This window comes from Paenibacillus sp. J22P90 (assembly GCF_059692195.1).
In genome coordinates this window covers 722,731-740,872 of sequence record NZ_JCAUAY010000003.1, presented here as the reverse complement: position 1 = coordinate 740,872, position 18,142 = coordinate 722,731, and the positions used below count along the sequence as shown (strand labels likewise).

Below are 18,142 nucleotides of genomic sequence, written 5' to 3'. Positions count from 1 at the left end.
GTGCTAAATTTTATACTGATAATGATTCTCATTTTCATAAAACGAAAGGAGCCTGCTGACTTGTCTGAAGTACTTGCTAAAGATGAAGACACGTTCCTTTACCTTGATCATACATGGCTTAAATTCCGCACTGCGCAGCTCATTCAAGAGTGGAAATTAGCGCAGCAGTTTATTTCTTCCTATTGCATGCTCGTTGTCAAGCAAGGTGAAGGACAGTTGAGAATAGATTTGAAAACCTACCGCATGCAGCCTGATACGGTTCATGTTGTGGCGCCCGGCCAAACGGTTGGGTTTTGTGAGGAAACGGGAGAGAAGCCGGAGCTGTATATGATTGCTTTTGATATGCAGGGGGGGACGTCTGACGGTGAGGTGAATTTTCCTTTCTTGGGCGAATTACCTGTTCATGTCGAGAGTACGTTGACCCAACACTGTGAGCAGCTCATCTTGTGCAGCCGTAATGAAAGTGCCTTGGAACGTTTTCGTGGACAGTCGGTATTTCTGGAACTCATTTACTGGGTCATGACACACATTCGCCAGCATCCTAAATCCGATTCACGCGCTGCGATGGACCGCACCAAGAGCTATATGGAAGCTCATTATCGGGAGAGCATGACGATTGAGCAGCTCGCACGCATGGCTGAAATTAGCCCCAAGTATTACGTAAGCTTATTCAAAAAAACGTACGGCAAAACGGCCATCGACTATTTGACGGAAGTAAGGGTCAATATGGCGAAGCAGCTGATGCTGCAAACCGATGTGCGTTTGAAGGATGTAGCCTACCAAGTGGGCTATAATGATGAGTTTTATTTTAGCCGCATGTTTAAGAAAGAGGTTGGCGTCTCGCCGACTGTGTATCTGAAAAACCGCCGGCAACGCATCGTCGCTTACTCTTCCACGGTGCTTGGCCAGCTGCTTGCGCTCAAAATCATGCCCTACGCTGCCCCTCTACACCCGAAATGGAGCACCTACTACTACAACAACTATCGCACGGATATTCCGTTGCACTTGAGTGGGTACCGTTTCAACGAGGATTGGGAGACGAACGTGGAAGCCTTAGCGCATAGTCAGGTGGATTACATCATTAGTACAGATCAGCTGGAAAGCAAGGAGAAGGAGCGTTTGGCGCAAATTGCCCCTGTGCATATTGTCCCTCTCTATGATAAAAGCTGGCAGGAGCAGCTGCACGCTACGGCACAGATTGTGGGTGCTTTAGATGAAGCTGTTGTCTGGATCGAAAGCTACAACCGCAAAGTAAAGCTCGTGCGCGAGCGGCTGCAGGAAGAACTGAAGAATGACAAAGTACTGATTGTCAGCCTGTTAGGCGATAGCTTTTGCCTATTTCCGACGCGCGGGATGAGAGATGTGTTTCAAGATCTAGGTTTGCAGCCGCCGCAGGGGACAGAGCAATATGCCGCTAATCAAAGCTTGACGCTGGAGGAGCTGGCCCAACTCGACACGGATCACTTGCTGCTGAATATACGGCAGGAATCCGAGACCTTGCAGCATTGGGAGCGAATTCGAACGTCTACGATATGGCAGGATTTGAAAATCGTACGCAGAAATCGCGTTCATCTCATTTCCTCCGACCCGTGGAGAGAGTACTCGGCGTATGCCATGGAGCGCATGGTTCATGATATTCATGAGCTGCTTTCTGACAATCGTACATGACAACTTCCGTATATTGTCCATGTTCGCCATGGGCATCTTCTTTTATAATTTAATGAGAATGATTATCATTCGTAACGGATAGAGAGGGGATTTAAGAAAAATGAAAAAGTTAGCAACAATCGGTATTACGACATTGGTTCTATTAGGCTTGACGGCATGTGGCGGAGGGAAAACAGAAACAGTACCTGCAGCAGCAGGTACAACAGCGCCAGCTGCATCCGTTGCTCCTACGGTTGCTCCAACAGCAACGCCGTCTGGACCAAGAGTCATCAAATACGTTGGCAAAGAGTACACGGTACCTGCCAAAGCGGATAAACTCGTTATTACGGGTGCACTTGAGTCTTTGGAAGATGCCTTGCTTCTAGATGTGAAGCCAGTTGGTGCGTTAACGGTTGGTGGCAAATTCCCAGCAGTATTCGCGCCAATTACAGATAAAGCGGAGGGCGTAGGCGAGAAAGCACAGCCGAACCTTGAGACGATTTTGAAGCTGAAGCCGGATGTTATTCTTATGAGCACGAAGTTCCCAGCAGAGACCATTGAGAAAATTTCAAAAATCGGACCAACTATTCCAGTATCCCACATCGCGACAGATTGGGAGAATAACTTGACGTTGCTTGGTGAGTTGACTGGTAAACAAGATAAAGCGAAACAAGTGCTGGATAAGTACAAAACGGATTCAGCTGCTTTGAAAACGAAAATCGGTCCTATTTTCAAAGATAAAAAAGTATTGGCACTTCGCGTTCGTTCAGGCAGCTTGTTCATCTATCCGGAGGATGTATTCTTTAATCCATCCATCTATGCCGAGCTTGGCGCAACCGTTCCAGCGGAAGTAAAAGCAGCGAAAGCACAAGCGAACATTACACTTGAGAAGCTTTCCGAGATGAATCCGGATTACTTAATCGTTGAATTCTCTGAAGAAGAGAATAAGGATACACCGAAGGTGTTTGAGGATCTGAAAAACAATCCTATTTTCAAAAACATTAATGCCGTTAAGAATGGCCAATTGTATACAAATCTTGTAGATCCACTATTACAAGGTGGTACAGCTTACAGCAAAATTAAATTCCTAGAAGCGATTAATGGCTCTAAAATTGTTCAAGCAAAGTGAGAGTAGAGCTATGAAATGGAGAGTTTCCGCACCAACCATTATCTTACTGGCCGCACCGTTCGCCGTGCTTTTTACGATCGTGCTGTCCATAACGTATGGGGCAAAAAGCATTGATATTAGCCGTATCATGGAGGCTTTTGTACATTTTGATCCGGACAATGTCGATCATCAAATTATTATGCATGCTAGACTACCCAGGGTGATTGGGGCGCTGCTCGTCGGCGCTTTCCTGGCGGTGTCGGGCGCTCTCATGCAGGGGATGACCAGGAATTACCTGGCATCCCCTTCAATCATGGGCATATCCGATGGCTCGGCATTCGCAGTAACTGTGTGTATGGTCATCGCACCTTACTCCTCAATGATGGCGATGATTATGGCGTCCTTTGCAGGCTCGGCGCTCAGCATTGTCATTGTATTTGGGCTGGCTTCGCTGTTGCCGGGGGGAATGACCCCCGTACGATTGGCGATTCTAGGCACGTTGATCGGAACGTTTCTGAGCAGTGTGTCAGCGGCGATAGCGATGTATTTTCAAGTTTCTCAAAATATTAGCTTCTGGTATAACGCCCGTCTGCATCAATTGGACCCGCAGCTCATTATGCTGGCGGTTCCTTTTGCCGTTGTAGGCTTGGGGCTTGCCATGTGGATGTCCAAGTCGGTGACGATCTTCTCTTTGGGGGACGAAATTGCCGTTTCGCTGGGGCAGAAAACAACGCAAGTAAAGCTGTTAACGACATTAAGTGTCGTGTTGTTAACGGGGATATCTGTTGCTATTGCAGGTAAAATAGGGTTCGTAGGTTTGCTGGTGCCCCATATTACACGGTTTCTAACAGGACTCGACTACAAATGGATTATCCCTTGTTCGGCTGTTATTGGGGCCGTCTTCTTGGGGCTGTGCGATGTGCTAAGTCGATACCTCAACTATCCGTTTGAGATGCCAATCGGGGTCGTCACTGCAATACTCGGCGTTCCGTTCTTCCTCTATCTCATCCGCACGCGAGGAGGGGAGTCTCATCGATAAAAGAAGTGAGAGCTACTTCGCGTTACAGGTTGTGTTGGGGATTGGGCTGCTGCTTTTGACAGCCTATGTCTCGCTAACAAATGGTGCCTTCGACATTACGTTGAAGGATGTGGTTAAAACCTTGTTGCGGATTGATCCGCAGCATGATTATGATCTGGTGATTTTGGAGTTCCGGCTCCCGAGGATCGTCATTGCCCTGCTGGTGGGCATGGGATTAGGGATGGCGGGAACGGTCGTGCAGAGCTTGACTCGGAACAACTTGGCCGATCCCGGGATTTTGGGTATCAACGCGGGCGCAGGGATGGCGATGGTCATCTTCCTCTTTTTCTTCCAAGGGAAAATGAAAGGAACGGGCTTGGCGGCAATTCTGGCGATGCCTGTCGTCGGCTTGATTGGAGGGCTTGGCGCAGCGCTGCTGATCTATATCTTTTCCCAAAAGGACGGGAGATTAGATTCGCAACGGCTTCTGCTCACCGGTATCGCGATTGCTTCGGGCTTATCCGCAGTGACTGTGTTCATTACGCTTAAAATGAATGCCAAAGATTTCGAGATGGCCGCCGTCTGGGTATCCGGCAGTATTTATAGTGCGAACTGGAAGTACATCCTCTCCATGCTGCCATGGTTGGTGCTGTTGACGCCAGTTATCGTTTGGCGATCCCTCGTGCTGGATGTGTTCCAGCTCAAGGAAGACAGCGTCCGCGGGCTCGGCGCAGCCGTGGACAAAGAGAAAGCGATCCTGCTGCTGAGCAGCATCGGTATTGTCAGTGCCTGCGTGTCCGTCTCCGGCGGCATCGGCTTTATTGGACTCATGGCGCCGCATATCGCTCGCCGACTCGTCGGTGTGACGCATCGCCGGCTGCTGCCAATCAGCGCGATTGTCGGCGCGCTCTTGGTGATGATCTCCGATTTCATCGCCAAAATGGCGTTTGCGCCGGTGGAGATGCCGGTCGGCGTCGTCATTGCGATCATTGGCGTGCCGTATTTTGTTTGGTTGTTGTATCGGAATAAGCATCGGCGATAGCGATGCTGGTTGGGTCGCCCCCTGGGGGGCGGCCCTTTTTGCTTTTAAGCTAGCTACTTAAACCCCTAAACCCATCAACGGTACCTTTTATAGCACACATCACATAGCACAGCACATAGCACACCGCACACCGCACACTGAGAAAACACACCATCTTTAAACTAGCTACTGAACCCAGTCCTATCACCACAGCGTCCCACCACACACACTCCCACACTCCCACACTCCCACACTCCCTACACTCCCACAGCCCCACGCCCCAAAGTCCCACGCCCTACACTCCCACAGCCCCCAAGTAGAATAACTGGATTTCCTCCAGCTAACTTAGCGTAAAATCCCGGTTTTGAGCGAATAGATGGATTTCCTGCAGCTAATTTTTGCCGGAAGCGCTGATTCCACTGAAATTGGCAGAAATAGATGGAGGAAATCCAGTTAAACATGAAAAACGAGGGATTTCCCACCAAGTAACTGGAGTTTTTACAGGAAGATTCGCAAAAGCGAGGGAGATAAGTAGGGGAGTTCGAAGCAGCCATCCTAATCTGTACATTCTCCATTTCATTATGTGGATATTGTTCATGGTCGGGGCGTTTACCTTCCCCTATAATTAATAATGAGAATCATTATCAGTTTAAAAAGAAAGGAAATCAAATGACCCATTTACCCCATCCACCCACTGAGACCGCCGTGCCGTCGGGGGAAGTTGTCCGTCAGGCTTTTACATTACCGAATGCAGAGCAGTATCTCCTTCATAGCGCAGGTAGGCAGCAGCCCTATCAAATTTACGTTTACAAGCCTTTGCAGGAGGCGCCGCCAGAAGGCTTTCCAGTCATTTATTTGCTGGATGCGAATGCGCTTTTTGCGACGATGGTTGAAGCACTGCGCGTACAATCACGCGTACCCGAGAAGACGGGCGTTTATCCGGCAGTCGTAGTCGGCATCGGTTATCCGACAGAGGCACCGTTTGATTCTTCACGGTTTTATGACTTTACGATGCCGACGCCACAAGAAGTGCTTGATGCTTTACCGGTACGTAACAAGGAAGCTGTTAGACCACAGGTTGGAGGCGCAGATGCTTTTCGGGCGTTCATCGAAGAAAAGCTCAAACCGCACATCGAGCGCGATTATCCGATTAACAAGCAGCAGCAAGCGATTTTCGGGCATTCGTTAGGCGGACTTTTCGTGCTGCAAACGTTGTTCACACAACCCCATACGTTTCAAACCTATATCGCGGGCAGCCCATCCGTACATTGGAACAAAGCGATGCTTCGCGAGCAGGAAGATCAGTATGTGTCTGGACTCCAGATGGCACAAAGCACGCACAAGCTACTGATGACCATCGGTGAGCAGGAGAATGGGCATCCGAGCAATATGGGTGAGAATGCGAGAGAGTTGTTCGGTCGTCTAGCCCTTTTGCCAAGTGAGAAGCTTCATACGGAGTTTATTGAATTCGAAGGCGAGGGGCATGTTTCCGTACTTCCAGCACTGGTCAGTCGTGCCGTTCGCTTCCTGCGAAGAGGATGAATGCGCCTATGATCCCCAACGAATTTACAAACAAAATCGTGCTCGTTACCGGAGCCGCACAAGGCATTGGGGCGGCAATCGCCCGATCCTTTGCCGAGCAAGGTGCGAGAGTCGCAGCCGTCGATATGCAAAAGGCGGCCATCGAAGGCTTTGCCTCCAAGCTTACGAGTCACGGCTACGACGTGACGGCTTTTCCGTTGGACGTCACCAACAGCAAAGCTGTACAGACGACCATTTTTAACATCGAGCAGCTGCTCGGCCCCATCGATATCCTTGTCCATGCGGCTGGCGTGCTTCGAATGGGACCGATTGTGTCTTACTCCGACGCCGATTGGACGCATACACTAGCCGTTAATCTTAGCGGTGTCTTCCATGTTTCTCGCGCTGTGAGCGAGCGCATGATTCCTCGCCGCAGAGGGACGATCATCACCGTCAGCTCGAATGCTGCCGCCATTCCCCGCATGGACATGGCGGCTTATGCGACCTCGAAGGCAGCGGTGACGATGTTCACCAAATGCTTGGGACTTGAACTCGCCGAGCATGGCATTCGCTGCAATATTGTCTCGCCAGGGTCGACGGACACACCTATGCTGCGCGGAATGTGGACAGATGACAATGGCGCACAGCGAACCATCGAAGGCTCGCCGCAAGCATACCGAACAGGAATCCCGCTCGGAAAATTGGCGACACCAACAGATATTGTGAATAGCGTGCTGTTCTTGGCGTCAGAGCGTGCGGGTCATTTGACGATGCATGATTTACGAGTGGATGGCGGCGCCACACTTGGCGTCTGAACCAACTGAACCAACTGAACCAAATGAAGGAGGATGAGTAACATGAATGCTAATGTTCACATGTACACGAAACTTACGGCGGCGGATCTGCTGGCAGATTATCGTCCGGGGAATTCGTTTTTCTTCGCTTCGCCTAACGCAACTTTGCTTGCACAAGGAACACTTGCAGTGCTGCCCCGATCAGAAGGGGCGAATGAGCTTCAAACGCTGCCGGATCGCGCAGCACGCCTCTTGGCACAGCTCCGACAACCAGGGCAGAGCCTGCCGATGCTCGTCGGGGCGGTACCCTTTGACCCGATGCAGCCTGCACAGCTCGTCGTACCTTTAAGAGCACAGAAGCTGGAATCGCTTAGCTTTGCGCAGCAGGATCGTCAGCGGCGTCCGATTGGCAGCCTTTTTAACATTGAGGCGGTGCCTGCCCCGGAAGCCTACGTAGCTGGAGTTAATAAAGCCTTAGGACGCTTACGAGCAGGTGAACTCGACAAAATCGTGCTTGCACGCACTCTAAGACTAACTTCTCCGCAGCCGATTAATCTGCAGCAGCTGCTTCATAATTTGGCCATCCACAATACGCATGGTTATACGTTTGCGGTTGATCTGCCGAATGGTACAACGAGCAAAGGAAGCAGCACCTTAATCGGCGCAAGCCCAGAGCTGCTTGTCGCCCGTACAGGTCGGGAAGTCGTTGTTAATCCGCTGGCAGGCTCAACACCTCGAAGTGCTGATCCAGTTGAGGATGCAAGACGAGCTGAAGCGCTGCTCCAATCTCCGAAAGATCTGCGTGAACATGCGTTAGTCATTGAAGCCGTGGCGGAAGCGCTTCGTCCTTTCTGTGACCCCCTGCATGTTCCTGCATCACCTTCACTTGTGCAAACCTCAACTATGTGGCATTTGTCCACCGAAATAAGGGGGGAATTAATAGATCCGTCCATCTCATCACTGGCTCTTGCTGTTGCGCTGCATCCGACACCGGCTGTTTGCGGCTCACCAACAAAGCTTGCCAGAGAAGCGATTAAAGACATTGAGCCGTTCGATCGAGGCTTTTATACAGGCTTAGTCGGCTGGTGTGATGCGAGTGGGGACGGAGAGTGGATCGTGACCATCCGCTGCGCTGTAGCGGACAACCAAACGCTTCATTTATACGCTGGAGCAGGCGTTGTAGCCGAGTCTAGCGCGGAGGCAGAGCTTCAAGAAACGTCGGCGAAGTTCCGAACGATGCTCTATGCCATGGGTTTAAATCAAGAGTGATGAACAGGAGAGATCATATGTTAAAAAATTGTCCAACATGGCCTGAGGCATTGGCGGCACAATATCGGGCACAAGGGTTATGGCAGGGACAGACGCTTGGCGACATGCTGGCGGAACGGGCGGCGCAGCACGGCGACCGTATCGCTGTTGTAAGTGGAGAAGATCGCCTCAGCTACGCCGAACTCGACCAACAGGCTAGTAGGCTCGCGACAGGCTTTCTACGACTAGGTCTTAAGCAAGTAGATCGCGTAGTTGTACAGCTTCCGAATCGATATGAGTTTTTCACCGTCATATTTGCCTTGTTTCGCATCGGGGCCATCCCTGTTTTCGCGTTGCCGCTTCATCGCCAGAGTGAAATTCAGTATTTGTGTGAATGGAGCGAAGCTGTGGCTTATGTCATTCCTGACCAAGAAGCAGGCTTCGATTACCGTGTTCTCGCTCAGGACGTGCAGGCGAAGGTGCCGAGCTTGCAGCAAGTTTTTGTTGCTGGTGATGCCAACTCGGATGCCTTTCATGCACTGCATGCCATTGCCGAGCATACCCATGAGCAACACGCAGCTTGGCCACATGTAAAAGCCAGTGACGTCGCGTTCCTCCAGCTTTCTGGCGGAAGCACGGGATTACCCAAGCTCATCCCCCGTACACATGATGACTATATGTACAGCTTTCGCCGCAGCAATGAAATCTGCGGAATGACTGAAAACAGCGTATACCTCGCAGCCCTGCCGGTTGCGCATAACTTCCCGTTGAGCTCGCCTGGCGTGCTTGGAACGTTGCACGCTGGCGGAAAAATTGTGCTGGCCGCAAGACCAAGTCCGGACGATGCATTCCCGCTGATCGCCAAGGAAGGCGTGACGATAACGGCGCTCGTGCCGCCACTCGCCTTGATCTGGATGGAGGCCGCCTCGGCACGCGCAGACGATCTATCCAGCCTTCAGGTCCTTCAAGTAGGCGGGGCCAAATTCAGCGAGGAAGCGGCGCGTCGCGTCGAGCCAGTCCTGGGCTGCAAGCTCCAGCAGGTGTACGGCATGGCGGAAGGGCTTGTGAACTATACACGGCTGGATGACCCTGAAGCCACGATAGTTACTACGCAAGGCCGCCCCATGTCCGAATGGGATGAAATCCGCATTGTCGACGAGGAAGATAACGAAGTGCCCGTAGGAGAGGTTGGTGAACTGTTGACGCGAGGTCCCTACACGATTCGTGGCTACTATCGAGCCGAGGCGCATAACGCGAAGGCCTTCACCGCGGATGGCTTTTATCGGACGGGTGATTTGGTCAAGGTCAATAAGGCAGGCTACATCGTCGTAGATGGCCGTGCAAAAGATCAGATTAATCGCGGTGGCGACAAAATCGCTGCCGAAGAAGTAGAGAACCACCTTTTGTCACACCCCAGTGTTTTCGATGCTGCTTTAGTTTCCATGCCGGATGCCTATCTCGGGGAACGCTCCTGTGCGTTCATCATCCCACGCGGTCAGCAGACGCCATCTGCAGCAGAACTCAAAAGCTATCTCCGCACACGCGGGATTGCACCTTACAAAATTCCTGATCGCATCCAATTTGTAGAGGCTTTTCCACAAACGAACGTGGGCAAAGTGAGCAAGAAGGCGCTGCGCGAAGTATTTTCAACTATATAAAGAAAGAAGTGGACCCCGATGGCTCTTCCTAAAATCCAACCTTACCGCATGCCAGTGGCAGCTGATTTACCGAAAAATCGCGTATCATGGACGCCTGATCCGAAGCGGGCCGTACTGCTCATTCATGATATGCAGCAATATTTTTTGAACGCTTTTACGCCCAGCGAATCGCCTGTGAATGAGCTTCTGGCTCATATTCATGCTCTGCGCGAGCAGTGCAAAAAGCTCGGTATCCCCGTTGTGTATACGGCTCAGCCGGATGCTCAGACGCCAGAACAGCGCGGCCTGCTCATGGATTTTTGGGGTACAGGGATTAACGACCACCCAGAGCTAAAGCATGTCGTACCTGAGCTGGCACCAGCGGAAGACGATATTGTTCTCACGAAATGGCGCTACAGCGGCTTCCGCAAAACGAATCTGCTTGAAATCATGCAGGACAGCGGCAGGGATCAGCTCATCGTCAGCGGCATTTATGCACATATCGGCTGCTTGATGACGGCTTGTGAGGCGTTTATGCAGGACATTCAGCCGTTTTTTGTGGCGGACGCTGTGGCCGATTTTTCCTTGGAAAATCACCATATGGCGTTGAATTATGCGGCGCAACGCTGTGCCGTGACATTGACAACAGAGGATGTGCTCCGGCATTTAGCGCCAGCTTCATCCCATTTTTCCGAGGTTAGTATAGAGACCGTTCGTCAACAAGTAGCTGAACTGCTGAACGAATCACCGGAAAGCTTCACAGATGAGGAGGATCTCATTAACGAGAGAGGCTTAGACTCCATCCGCATAATGAGTATCGTAGAACACTGGCGCAGGCTGGGTGCCGAAGTTACGTTTGCGCAACTTGCTGAGCAGCCAACATTGACGAACTGGTGGCAGTTGCTTGCTTCTAGGTTGCAAATTCCTATGCCAAATCTCGACTATTTTGTTAGAAGCTAAGGAGGTGCTTACATGCTAGTCGCTTCAAAGCTGCGTCTTCCCTTATCGGGGGCGCAATCAGGCATCTGGTATGCCCAACAGCTAGATCCCAGCAACCCCATGTACAATACGGGGGAATATGTGGACATTGAAGGGCTGGTTGATCCGGTAGCCTTTGAAAAGGCGCTCCGCCAAGTCCTTCAAGAAGCAGAGACGCTTCATGTGTTATTTGAAGAAGATGGGGAAGGTCCGTGGCAAGTTACGAACGTAGCCGCATCTGCTTGGCCTTTTACCTATCTCGATGTTAGCCAGAAGGCAGCGCCAGCTCAAGCAGCACGGGCATGGATGAACGAAGATCTTGCGAAGCCGTGTGACTTAACGCAAGGTCCTTTATTTACTGAGGCGCTGTTTAAAATAAAAGAAAACCGCTACATCTGGTACCAACGCATTCATCATATTGTGATGGATGGTTATGGGTTTTCGTTGTTGTCGAAGCGAGTAGCACAAGTCTATACGGCGATGATGAATCATTTACCACAGGCGGAAGGGAGCTTCGGCGCTTGGCAGCTTGTGCTGGATGAAGATGCAGCGTATCGCCGTTCGGAAAAAGCGCAGAAGGATCGTACGTTCTGGCTGGATCGTTTTGCCGATGAACCGGATGCTGTCAGTCTCGTGGATCGCTCGCCCCGACCTTCCGATCACTTCCTGCGGTGTTCCACGGAGCTTTCCTCGTCTGAGGCGAAAAGCCTGCGCAACTCAGCCCAGCAGCATTCAGCAGCCTGGTCTGAGCTTGTGCTAGCTGCGGTTGCTTCGTATTTACACCGGCTCACGGGAGCATCAGACGTTATTCTAGGCCTGCCTATGATGGGGCGTCTAGGCTCTGTATCCCTCAATACACCAGCCATGGTGATGAATATCGTTCCTCTTCGGGTAACGGTGAAGCCTGCGATGCCTGTCTCGGAGCTTGTGCAGCAGATTGCGCGCGAAATTCGCGAGATCCGCAAGCATCAGGGCTATCGCCATGAGGAGCTGCGGCGTGATCTGAAGCGCGTGGCAGATAACCGCCGATTGTTTGGACCGCTCGTCAATATCATGCCTTTTGATATTAACTTGAATTTCAACGGAAACGCAGGCATCAAAACCAATTTATCCGCAGGGCCTGTCGACGATTTGGCGATTAATGTGTATCTGAAGGCGGATGGCAGTGGTTTGCAGATTGATATGGATGGCAATCCAGAGCTGTACACCCATGCGGAATTGCAGGCGCATCATCAGCGGTTTGTGCAATACCTAGGCAAGCTGACGGCAGCGCCTGCAACAGAGCCTATTGGGCGAATTGAGCTGCTTGCTGTGAATGAACGGGCAGAAGGGCTGACACGTTGGAATAACACGGAGCGCTCTGTACCTGCGAGTAGATCTACAGATTTATTCGAGGTTCAGGCAGCGTTAAGTCCGTTAAGCACGGCAATTATTCATGAAAATGTCACTGTGAACTACGCTGACTTGAATGCGTGTGCGAACCGACTCGCTCGTTTGCTTATCGCTCAGGGGGCAGGACCCCAACGTATCGTGGCACTTGCCTTGCCCCGTTCCATTGATCTGATTGTCAGCATGCTGGCTGTACATAAAACAGGTGCTGCGTACTTGCCGCTCGATATCGATTATCCTGCGGATCGGATTGGCTACATGCTGGAGGATGCGCATGCGCTGGTTACGATTACGAATGCTGCAACGTCGACAGGCTTGCCTCAAACAGGTGCCAATCAAGAGCAGTTGGTGCTGGATGATTCGGCCACCATGGCGCAGCTAGTGTCATTTGGCGATGCCAACATATGCGATGAGGATCGCCTCGGTAAGCCGGTTGCATCCGATCCTGCGTACATTCTGTATACCTCTGGCTCGACAGGCAAGCCGAAGGGCGTGGCGATTTCCTATGGAAATCTCACGAATTTCCTGTTTGCGATGCAGGAGCAATTTCAGCTTGGGGCAGATGATCGCCTTCTAGGTGTCACCACCGTTGCTTTTGATATTTCCGTACTCGAAATTTTCCTGCCGTTGCTGCATGGCGCACAGTTTCATGTCGTCAGTAAACGAACGATTCAAGATCCGACGGCTTTATCTAAAATCATTCAATCTTCCGGTGCCACGCTGATGCAGGCGACGCCGTCGCTTTGGCATGCGCTTGTGGAGCAGGCACCAGAATCATTGCGAGGCCTGCGCATTCTAGTTGGCGGCGAGGCTTTAGCTAGCGGGTTGCTGCGCGATCTTCAAGCGCTCGACTGCAAAGTGACCAATCTCTACGGGCCGACGGAAACGACGATTTGGTCGACGCTCATTGCGCTTACTGAACAGGACACTTATAGTAAGCCTCCGATCGGGAAGCCCATCTGGAATACGCAGATGTATGTTCTGGATAGCGGCTTGCAGCCTGTTCCCGCTGGTGTTACTGGCGATTTATACATCGCAGGTGACGGTTTGGCGATTGGCTATCTGCGCCGACCTTCGCTGACAGCGGAGCGCTTCGTGGCAAATCCGTACGGCCCGCCAGGATCGCGTATGTACCGTACCGGTGATCTTGCTCGTTGGCTGCCAGATGGCAACCTGGATTACTGCGGACGCGCCGATCACCAAATTAAAATCCGAGGATTCCGCATTGAAATCTCGGAAATTGAAACAGTCTTGGCTGATTACCCAGACATACTTAAGGTAGCTGTTGTTGTCCGTGAAGAGCAGCCAGGTGATAAACGAATCGTCGCTTACTTTGTAGCAGCTAGCGATGCTGCGGTTGATGCGGTTGCTTTGCGTGAGTTTTTGGCTGCGGGACTACCGGATTACATGGTGCCGTCTGCGTTCGTCTTCCTTGAAGAATTACCGCTCACGCCGAATGGCAAGCTAGATCGCAAAGCGTTGCCAGCACCTCATTATCAGGCGAATACGGCTGGCCGAGCGGCACGTACGCCACAGGAGGATATCCTTCGCGAACTGTTCAGCGAAGTGCTGGGCGTTCCGCGAGTGGGCATTGATGATAACTTTTTTGATCTCGGCGGGCACTCTCTATTAGCGGGCCGACTGATGAGCCGAATACGTGAAGTCATGGGCGTTGAGCTTGGTATTGCGAGTCTGTTCGAAACGCCAACCGTAGCTGGGATAGCGAAGCGAATAGATTCGGCAGCTGCCGCCAGACCTCCCATTCGTCCTGCTGTTCGGACGGCGGAAGTTCCGCTTTCTTTTGCCCAACGTCGATTATGGTTCCTGAATTGTCTGGAAGGGCCGAGCCCGACCTATAACATTCCGCTCGTTGCGCGCTTGTCAGGTCCGTTGGACGGGGAAGTGCTAAGAGCTGCCCTGCAGGATGTGGTTCAGCGACATGAGACATTGCGTACGATTTTTCCTGAAAAGAATGGGGAAGCTTCGCAGCTTGTTTTGGATGGGGGAGACTGTCCTGTTCATTTGCAAATCGCAACGATTACGGAATCTGAGTTAGCAGGGGAGCTTGCGCTCGCGGTTCGTTACGGATTTGACCTGGCCACTGAGCCATCGTTCCGTGTCCATCTGTACCACCTCGGTGCCAATGAACATGTCTTGTTGTTGCTCTTGCATCATATTGTTGGGGATGGCTGGTCGCTCGATCCTTTAACACGAGATCTATCAGCCGCTTACGAGGCTCGAGTGCGTGGTGAGGCACCGCTCTGGTCACCGATGCCGCTGCAATATGCCGATTATGCCCTTTGGCAGGAGCAATTGCTGGGGAACGAAAGTGATCCAGATAGCTTGATTGCTCGCCAAGTGGATTACTGGCGTCATGCGCTTGCTGATCTCCCTGATCAACTGGAGCTGCCGACGGATTATCCGCGTCCTGCGGAGGCGACACATTGTGGAGATACGATTGCGATGCGGATTGATGCTGATTTGCATACCCGTTTGTTGGCCTTAGCACGGGAAAGCCGCACCAGTCTGTTCATGGTTATTCAGTCGGGATTATCGGCGTTATTTACAAGATTAGGTGCAGGAACAGATATCCCGCTCGGAAGTCCGATTGCAGGACGTAACGATGATGCGCTCAGTGATCTAGTTGGCTTATTCATAAATACGATTGTGCTGCGCACGGATACTTCGGGTGATCCAAGCTTCCGCGAGTTGTTGGAGCGGGTAAGAGCTGTGAATTTGGCGGCCTATGATCATCAGGATGTGCCTTTTGAGCGGTTGGTTGAGATTCTGAACCCTGTTAGGTCGAGAGCCAGACATCCGCTGTTTCAAATCATGCTCGCCTTCCAAAACACCCCCGAGCCTGCGCTTACCCTCCCAGGTATTCAGGCGGAGCATAAGCTGGATACGGTGGGACGTGCCAAATTCGATCTCACGATCGAATTCCGTGAACGGCGAGGGGAAGATGGTACCCCTGCTGGTATTGATGGCTGGTTTGAGTATACGAGTGACTTGTACGAACGCGACACTGTCGAGAAGCTCGCTGCTCGCTTAGTGCTTCTGCTAGAGCAAGCTTGGGCAGAGCCGGATAAGGCGATAGGGTTGTTGGATATTTTGACACCGGAAGAGCGTTGGAGCCGAGTTGTGAACAGGTCTCTGCACGATAATGAGCAGACCGTGTCAGCTAGCTTGGTGGAGTTGTTCGAGGCACAGGTTCAGCTGTATCCAGATGCAGTAGCTGTAGCTTATGAAGGGGAAACGCTGACATATGCAGAGCTGAATGTACAAGCGAATCAGCTGGCTCATTACTTGATTGGCAAGGGTGTCGGGCCTGAGCAAATCGTTGGACTGATCCTTCCGCGATCGACGCGGATGCTAGTCGGCGTGCTTGCCGTTCTGAAGGCAGGCGCGGGGTATTTACCGCTGGATCCGGATTATCCGCTCGATCGGTTGACGTTCATGCTGGAGGACACACAGCCTGCTTGTGTGATCGGCTGTTTGGAAACTGCCACTATTCTTAGCGGCGAGGAAGTTCTCATTGTCGATGAACCGCAAACGAGTGAAATCCTTAGTCGGTACATCGAGTTTAATCCAACGAATGAGGATCGGGTTGCGCCGTTATCGCCGGATAACGTAGCGTATATCATTTATACCTCTGGCTCGACAGGTAAGCCAAAAGGGGTCGTCATCCCGCACAGCAATGTCGTGAGATTGTTCTCAGCGACAGAGGATTGGTTCCATTTTGATGCGCAGGATACATGGACTTTGTTTCATTCTTATGCGTTCGATTTCTCCGTTTGGGAAATGTGGGGAGCCTTGCTTTATGGGGGACGTCTTGTCGTTGTGCCGCATCGCATTACGCGCTCGCCGGATGAGTTCTTGAAGCTTCTGTGTGACGAAAAGGTTACCGTACTTAATCAAACGCCGTCGGCGTTCTACCAGCTCATGCAGGCGGATAAAGAAAATCCGCAGCAAGGTCAGGCTTTGGCGCTTCGGTATGTCATTTTTGGCGGAGAAGCCTTGGATCTGGGTCATCTCAAAGATTGGTACGACCGGCATGAGGATCATGCACCAACGTTAATCAATATGTACGGCATTACGGAGACGACGGTTCATGTCAGCTACAATCCGATAACGCGCGCAATGACCGAAAGTAAGGCGAATAGCCTCATCGGCGGGGCGATTCCTGATCTTGGCGTCTATGTGCTGGATGCTTATCTGCAGCATGTGCCGCCGGGTGTAACGGGCGAAATGTATGTAGCTGGCGCTGGACTAGCGCGTGGTTACTGGAACCGTCCAGGCTTGACGGCAGATCGCTTCCTAGCTGACCCTTATGGCGTGCCGGGTTCGCGGATGTATCGGACGGGGGATTTGGCCCGCTGGCGTCCGGATGGAACGCTTGATTATATCGGACGCATCGATCATCAGGTCAAAATCCGCGGATTCCGTATCGAACTCGGCGAAATTGAAGCGGTTATCGCCCAGGTGAGCGGTGTTGCGCAAGCGGTTGTCATCGCCCGTGAGGATACGCCTGGGGACAAAAGACTGGTCGCTTACGTCATCCCAGACTCGCTGAGTGAATTGGATATGATGGCGCTGCGTCATCACGTGAGCATGGCTTTGCCGAGCTACATGGTGCCGTCGGCGTTCGTAGAGCTGGCTGAGCTTCCGCTCACGGTGAACGGCAAGCTCGATCGCAAGGCGCTGCCTGCGCCGGATTTCTCTTTATCGGCTGCTGGCCGAGGGCCACGCACGCCGCAAGAGGAAATTCTCTGCGATCTGTACGCAGAGAAGCTGGGGCTGCCGAGAGTCGGCATCGACGATGGCTTCTTTGATCTCGGAGGCCACTCGCTGCTGGCCGTTAAGCTCATGAGCGGCATCCGCGAAGCGCTGGGCGTCTCCTTGAGCATCGGCACGTTGTTCGAGTCACCTACCGTTGCTGGCTTGGCCATGCGATTGGAGGGAGGTGGCAGCGAAGGAGCGCTGGAGGTGCTGCTGCCGTTGCGAACGAGCGGCAAGCGCTCGCCGCTGTTCTGTATCCACCCAGCAGGCGGGCTTAGCTGGTGCTATGCCGGTTTGATGAAATCCCTCGGGCCGGATTACCCGATCTATGGGCTGCAAGCCAGAGGGATTGCTCGACGCGAGCCGCTTCCTGGCGATTTGATGGAAATGGCGGCTGACTACATTTCACATATCCGCTCCGTGCAGCCGCATGGCCCGTACTATTTGCTCGGCTGGTCGCTGGGCGGCAACGTAGCCCATGCTGTTGCTTCGCTGCTGCAGGCGGATGGCGAGGAAATCGCTATGCTGGTGATGCTCGACGCGTTCCCGAGCCACTTCCTGCCGCTTCGCGAAGGTCCGAATGAGGAGGAAGCGCTCATCGCTTTGCTGGCGCTCGGCGGGTACGACCCCGACAGCCTAGGGGATAAGCCGCTGGATATGGCGGCGGCTGTGGAGATTTTGCGCAGTGATGGCAGTGCGTTAGCGAGCTTGGAGCCGTCCGTGATTATGAGCTTGAAGGACACGTATGTGAATTCGGTGCGGATTTTGGCGACGTATCGACCTGGCAAGTTCGAAGGCAATCTGTTGTTCGTGCACTCCACGGTGATTCCAGATTGGTTCGCACCGATCTCGCCAGATACGTGGAAGGATTATATTGACGGAGAAATCGAGCAGTATGATCTGGCGTGCCGGCATAAGGATTTGTGTCAGCCAGGTCCGTTGGCGGAGATTGGCCGTATTTTATCTGGGAAATTAGAGGCAAGGTATCGGGAGATGGAGTAG

General features: G+C 52.2%; 10 protein-coding genes. All 10 read left to right on the top strand.

Annotated elements, in window-relative coordinates:
* Nucleotides 1-60: 60 nt before the first annotated feature.
* The 10 genes from AC58UX_RS13420 to AC58UX_RS13375 all read left to right on the top strand — a co-directional run bounded on the left by AC58UX_RS13420 (nt 61) and on the right by AC58UX_RS13375 (nt 18,142).
* Complete coding sequence (locus tag AC58UX_RS13420) at nt 61-1,668, top strand: ABC transporter substrate-binding protein (RefSeq protein WP_497253331.1); 1,608 nt, start codon at nt 61-63, stop codon at nt 1,666-1,668.
* 100 nt (nt 1,669-1,768) lie between these two features.
* On the top strand, nt 1,769-2,776 hold the full coding sequence (locus AC58UX_RS13415) for an ABC transporter substrate-binding protein (RefSeq protein WP_497253329.1): 1,008 nt from the start codon (nt 1,769-1,771) through the stop codon (nt 2,774-2,776).
* A gap of 10 nt (nt 2,777-2,786) precedes the next feature.
* The gene (locus AC58UX_RS13410; protein ID WP_497253327.1) at nt 2,787-3,794 is read left to right on the top strand and encodes a FecCD family ABC transporter permease; all 1,008 of its coding nucleotides are present in this window, start codon (nt 2,787-2,789) and stop codon (nt 3,792-3,794) included.
* Complete coding sequence (locus AC58UX_RS13405) at nt 3,787-4,815, top strand: FecCD family ABC transporter permease (protein WP_497253668.1); 1,029 nt, start codon at nt 3,787-3,789, stop codon at nt 4,813-4,815. The genes AC58UX_RS13410 and AC58UX_RS13405 overlap by 8 nt, the downstream gene beginning before the upstream one ends.
* 648 nt (nt 4,816-5,463) lie before the next feature.
* The gene (locus AC58UX_RS13400) at nt 5,464-6,336 is read left to right on the top strand and encodes an alpha/beta hydrolase (RefSeq protein WP_497253325.1); all 873 of its coding nucleotides are present in this window, start codon (nt 5,464-5,466) and stop codon (nt 6,334-6,336) included.
* Nucleotides 6,337-6,344: 8 nt separating this feature from the next.
* The gene (locus AC58UX_RS13395) at nt 6,345-7,130 is read left to right on the top strand and encodes a 2,3-dihydro-2,3-dihydroxybenzoate dehydrogenase (RefSeq protein ID WP_497253323.1); all 786 of its coding nucleotides are present in this window, start codon (nt 6,345-6,347) and stop codon (nt 7,128-7,130) included.
* Between the two features lie 42 nt (nt 7,131-7,172).
* Nucleotides 7,173-8,378 carry an isochorismate synthase DhbC gene (dhbC, locus tag AC58UX_RS13390; RefSeq protein WP_497253321.1) on the top strand — a complete coding sequence of 402 codons (1,206 nt, stop codon included), beginning with the start codon at nt 7,173-7,175 and terminating at the stop codon, nt 8,376-8,378.
* A gap of 17 nt (nt 8,379-8,395) precedes the next feature.
* A complete protein-coding gene (locus tag AC58UX_RS13385; protein WP_497253319.1) occupies nt 8,396-10,015 on the top strand; it encodes a (2,3-dihydroxybenzoyl)adenylate synthase in 1,620 nt (539 codons plus the stop codon).
* Nucleotides 10,016-10,033: 18 nt separating this feature from the next.
* Nucleotides 10,034-10,954: an isochorismatase family protein gene (locus tag AC58UX_RS13380; RefSeq protein ID WP_497253317.1), complete on the top strand. Its 921-nt coding sequence runs from the start codon at nt 10,034-10,036 to the stop codon at nt 10,952-10,954.
* Nucleotides 10,955-10,966: 12 nt separating this feature from the next.
* The gene (locus tag AC58UX_RS13375) at nt 10,967-18,142 is read left to right on the top strand and encodes an amino acid adenylation domain-containing protein (protein WP_497253315.1); all 7,176 of its coding nucleotides are present in this window, start codon (nt 10,967-10,969) and stop codon (nt 18,140-18,142) included.

Excerpts from the sequence above, each read along its gene's own strand:
- AC58UX_RS13415 (WP_497253329.1), top strand. The coding sequence starts at position 1,769 with ATGAAAAAGTTAGCAACAATCGGTATTACGACATTGGTTCTATTAGGC.
- AC58UX_RS13410 (WP_497253327.1), top strand. The coding sequence starts at position 2,787 with ATGAAATGGAGAGTTTCCGCACCAACCATTATCTTACTGGCCGCACCG.
- AC58UX_RS13400 (WP_497253325.1), top strand. The coding sequence starts at position 5,464 with ATGACCCATTTACCCCATCCACCCACTGAGACCGCCGTGCCGTCGGGG.
- AC58UX_RS13395 (WP_497253323.1), top strand. The coding sequence starts at position 6,345 with ATGATCCCCAACGAATTTACAAACAAAATCGTGCTCGTTACCGGAGCC.
- dhbC (WP_497253321.1), top strand. The coding sequence starts at position 7,173 with ATGAATGCTAATGTTCACATGTACACGAAACTTACGGCGGCGGATCTG.
- AC58UX_RS13385 (WP_497253319.1), top strand. The coding sequence starts at position 8,396 with ATGTTAAAAAATTGTCCAACATGGCCTGAGGCATTGGCGGCACAATAT.
- AC58UX_RS13380 (WP_497253317.1), top strand. The coding sequence starts at position 10,034 with ATGGCTCTTCCTAAAATCCAACCTTACCGCATGCCAGTGGCAGCTGAT.
- AC58UX_RS13375 (WP_497253315.1), top strand. The coding sequence starts at position 10,967 with ATGCTAGTCGCTTCAAAGCTGCGTCTTCCCTTATCGGGGGCGCAATCA.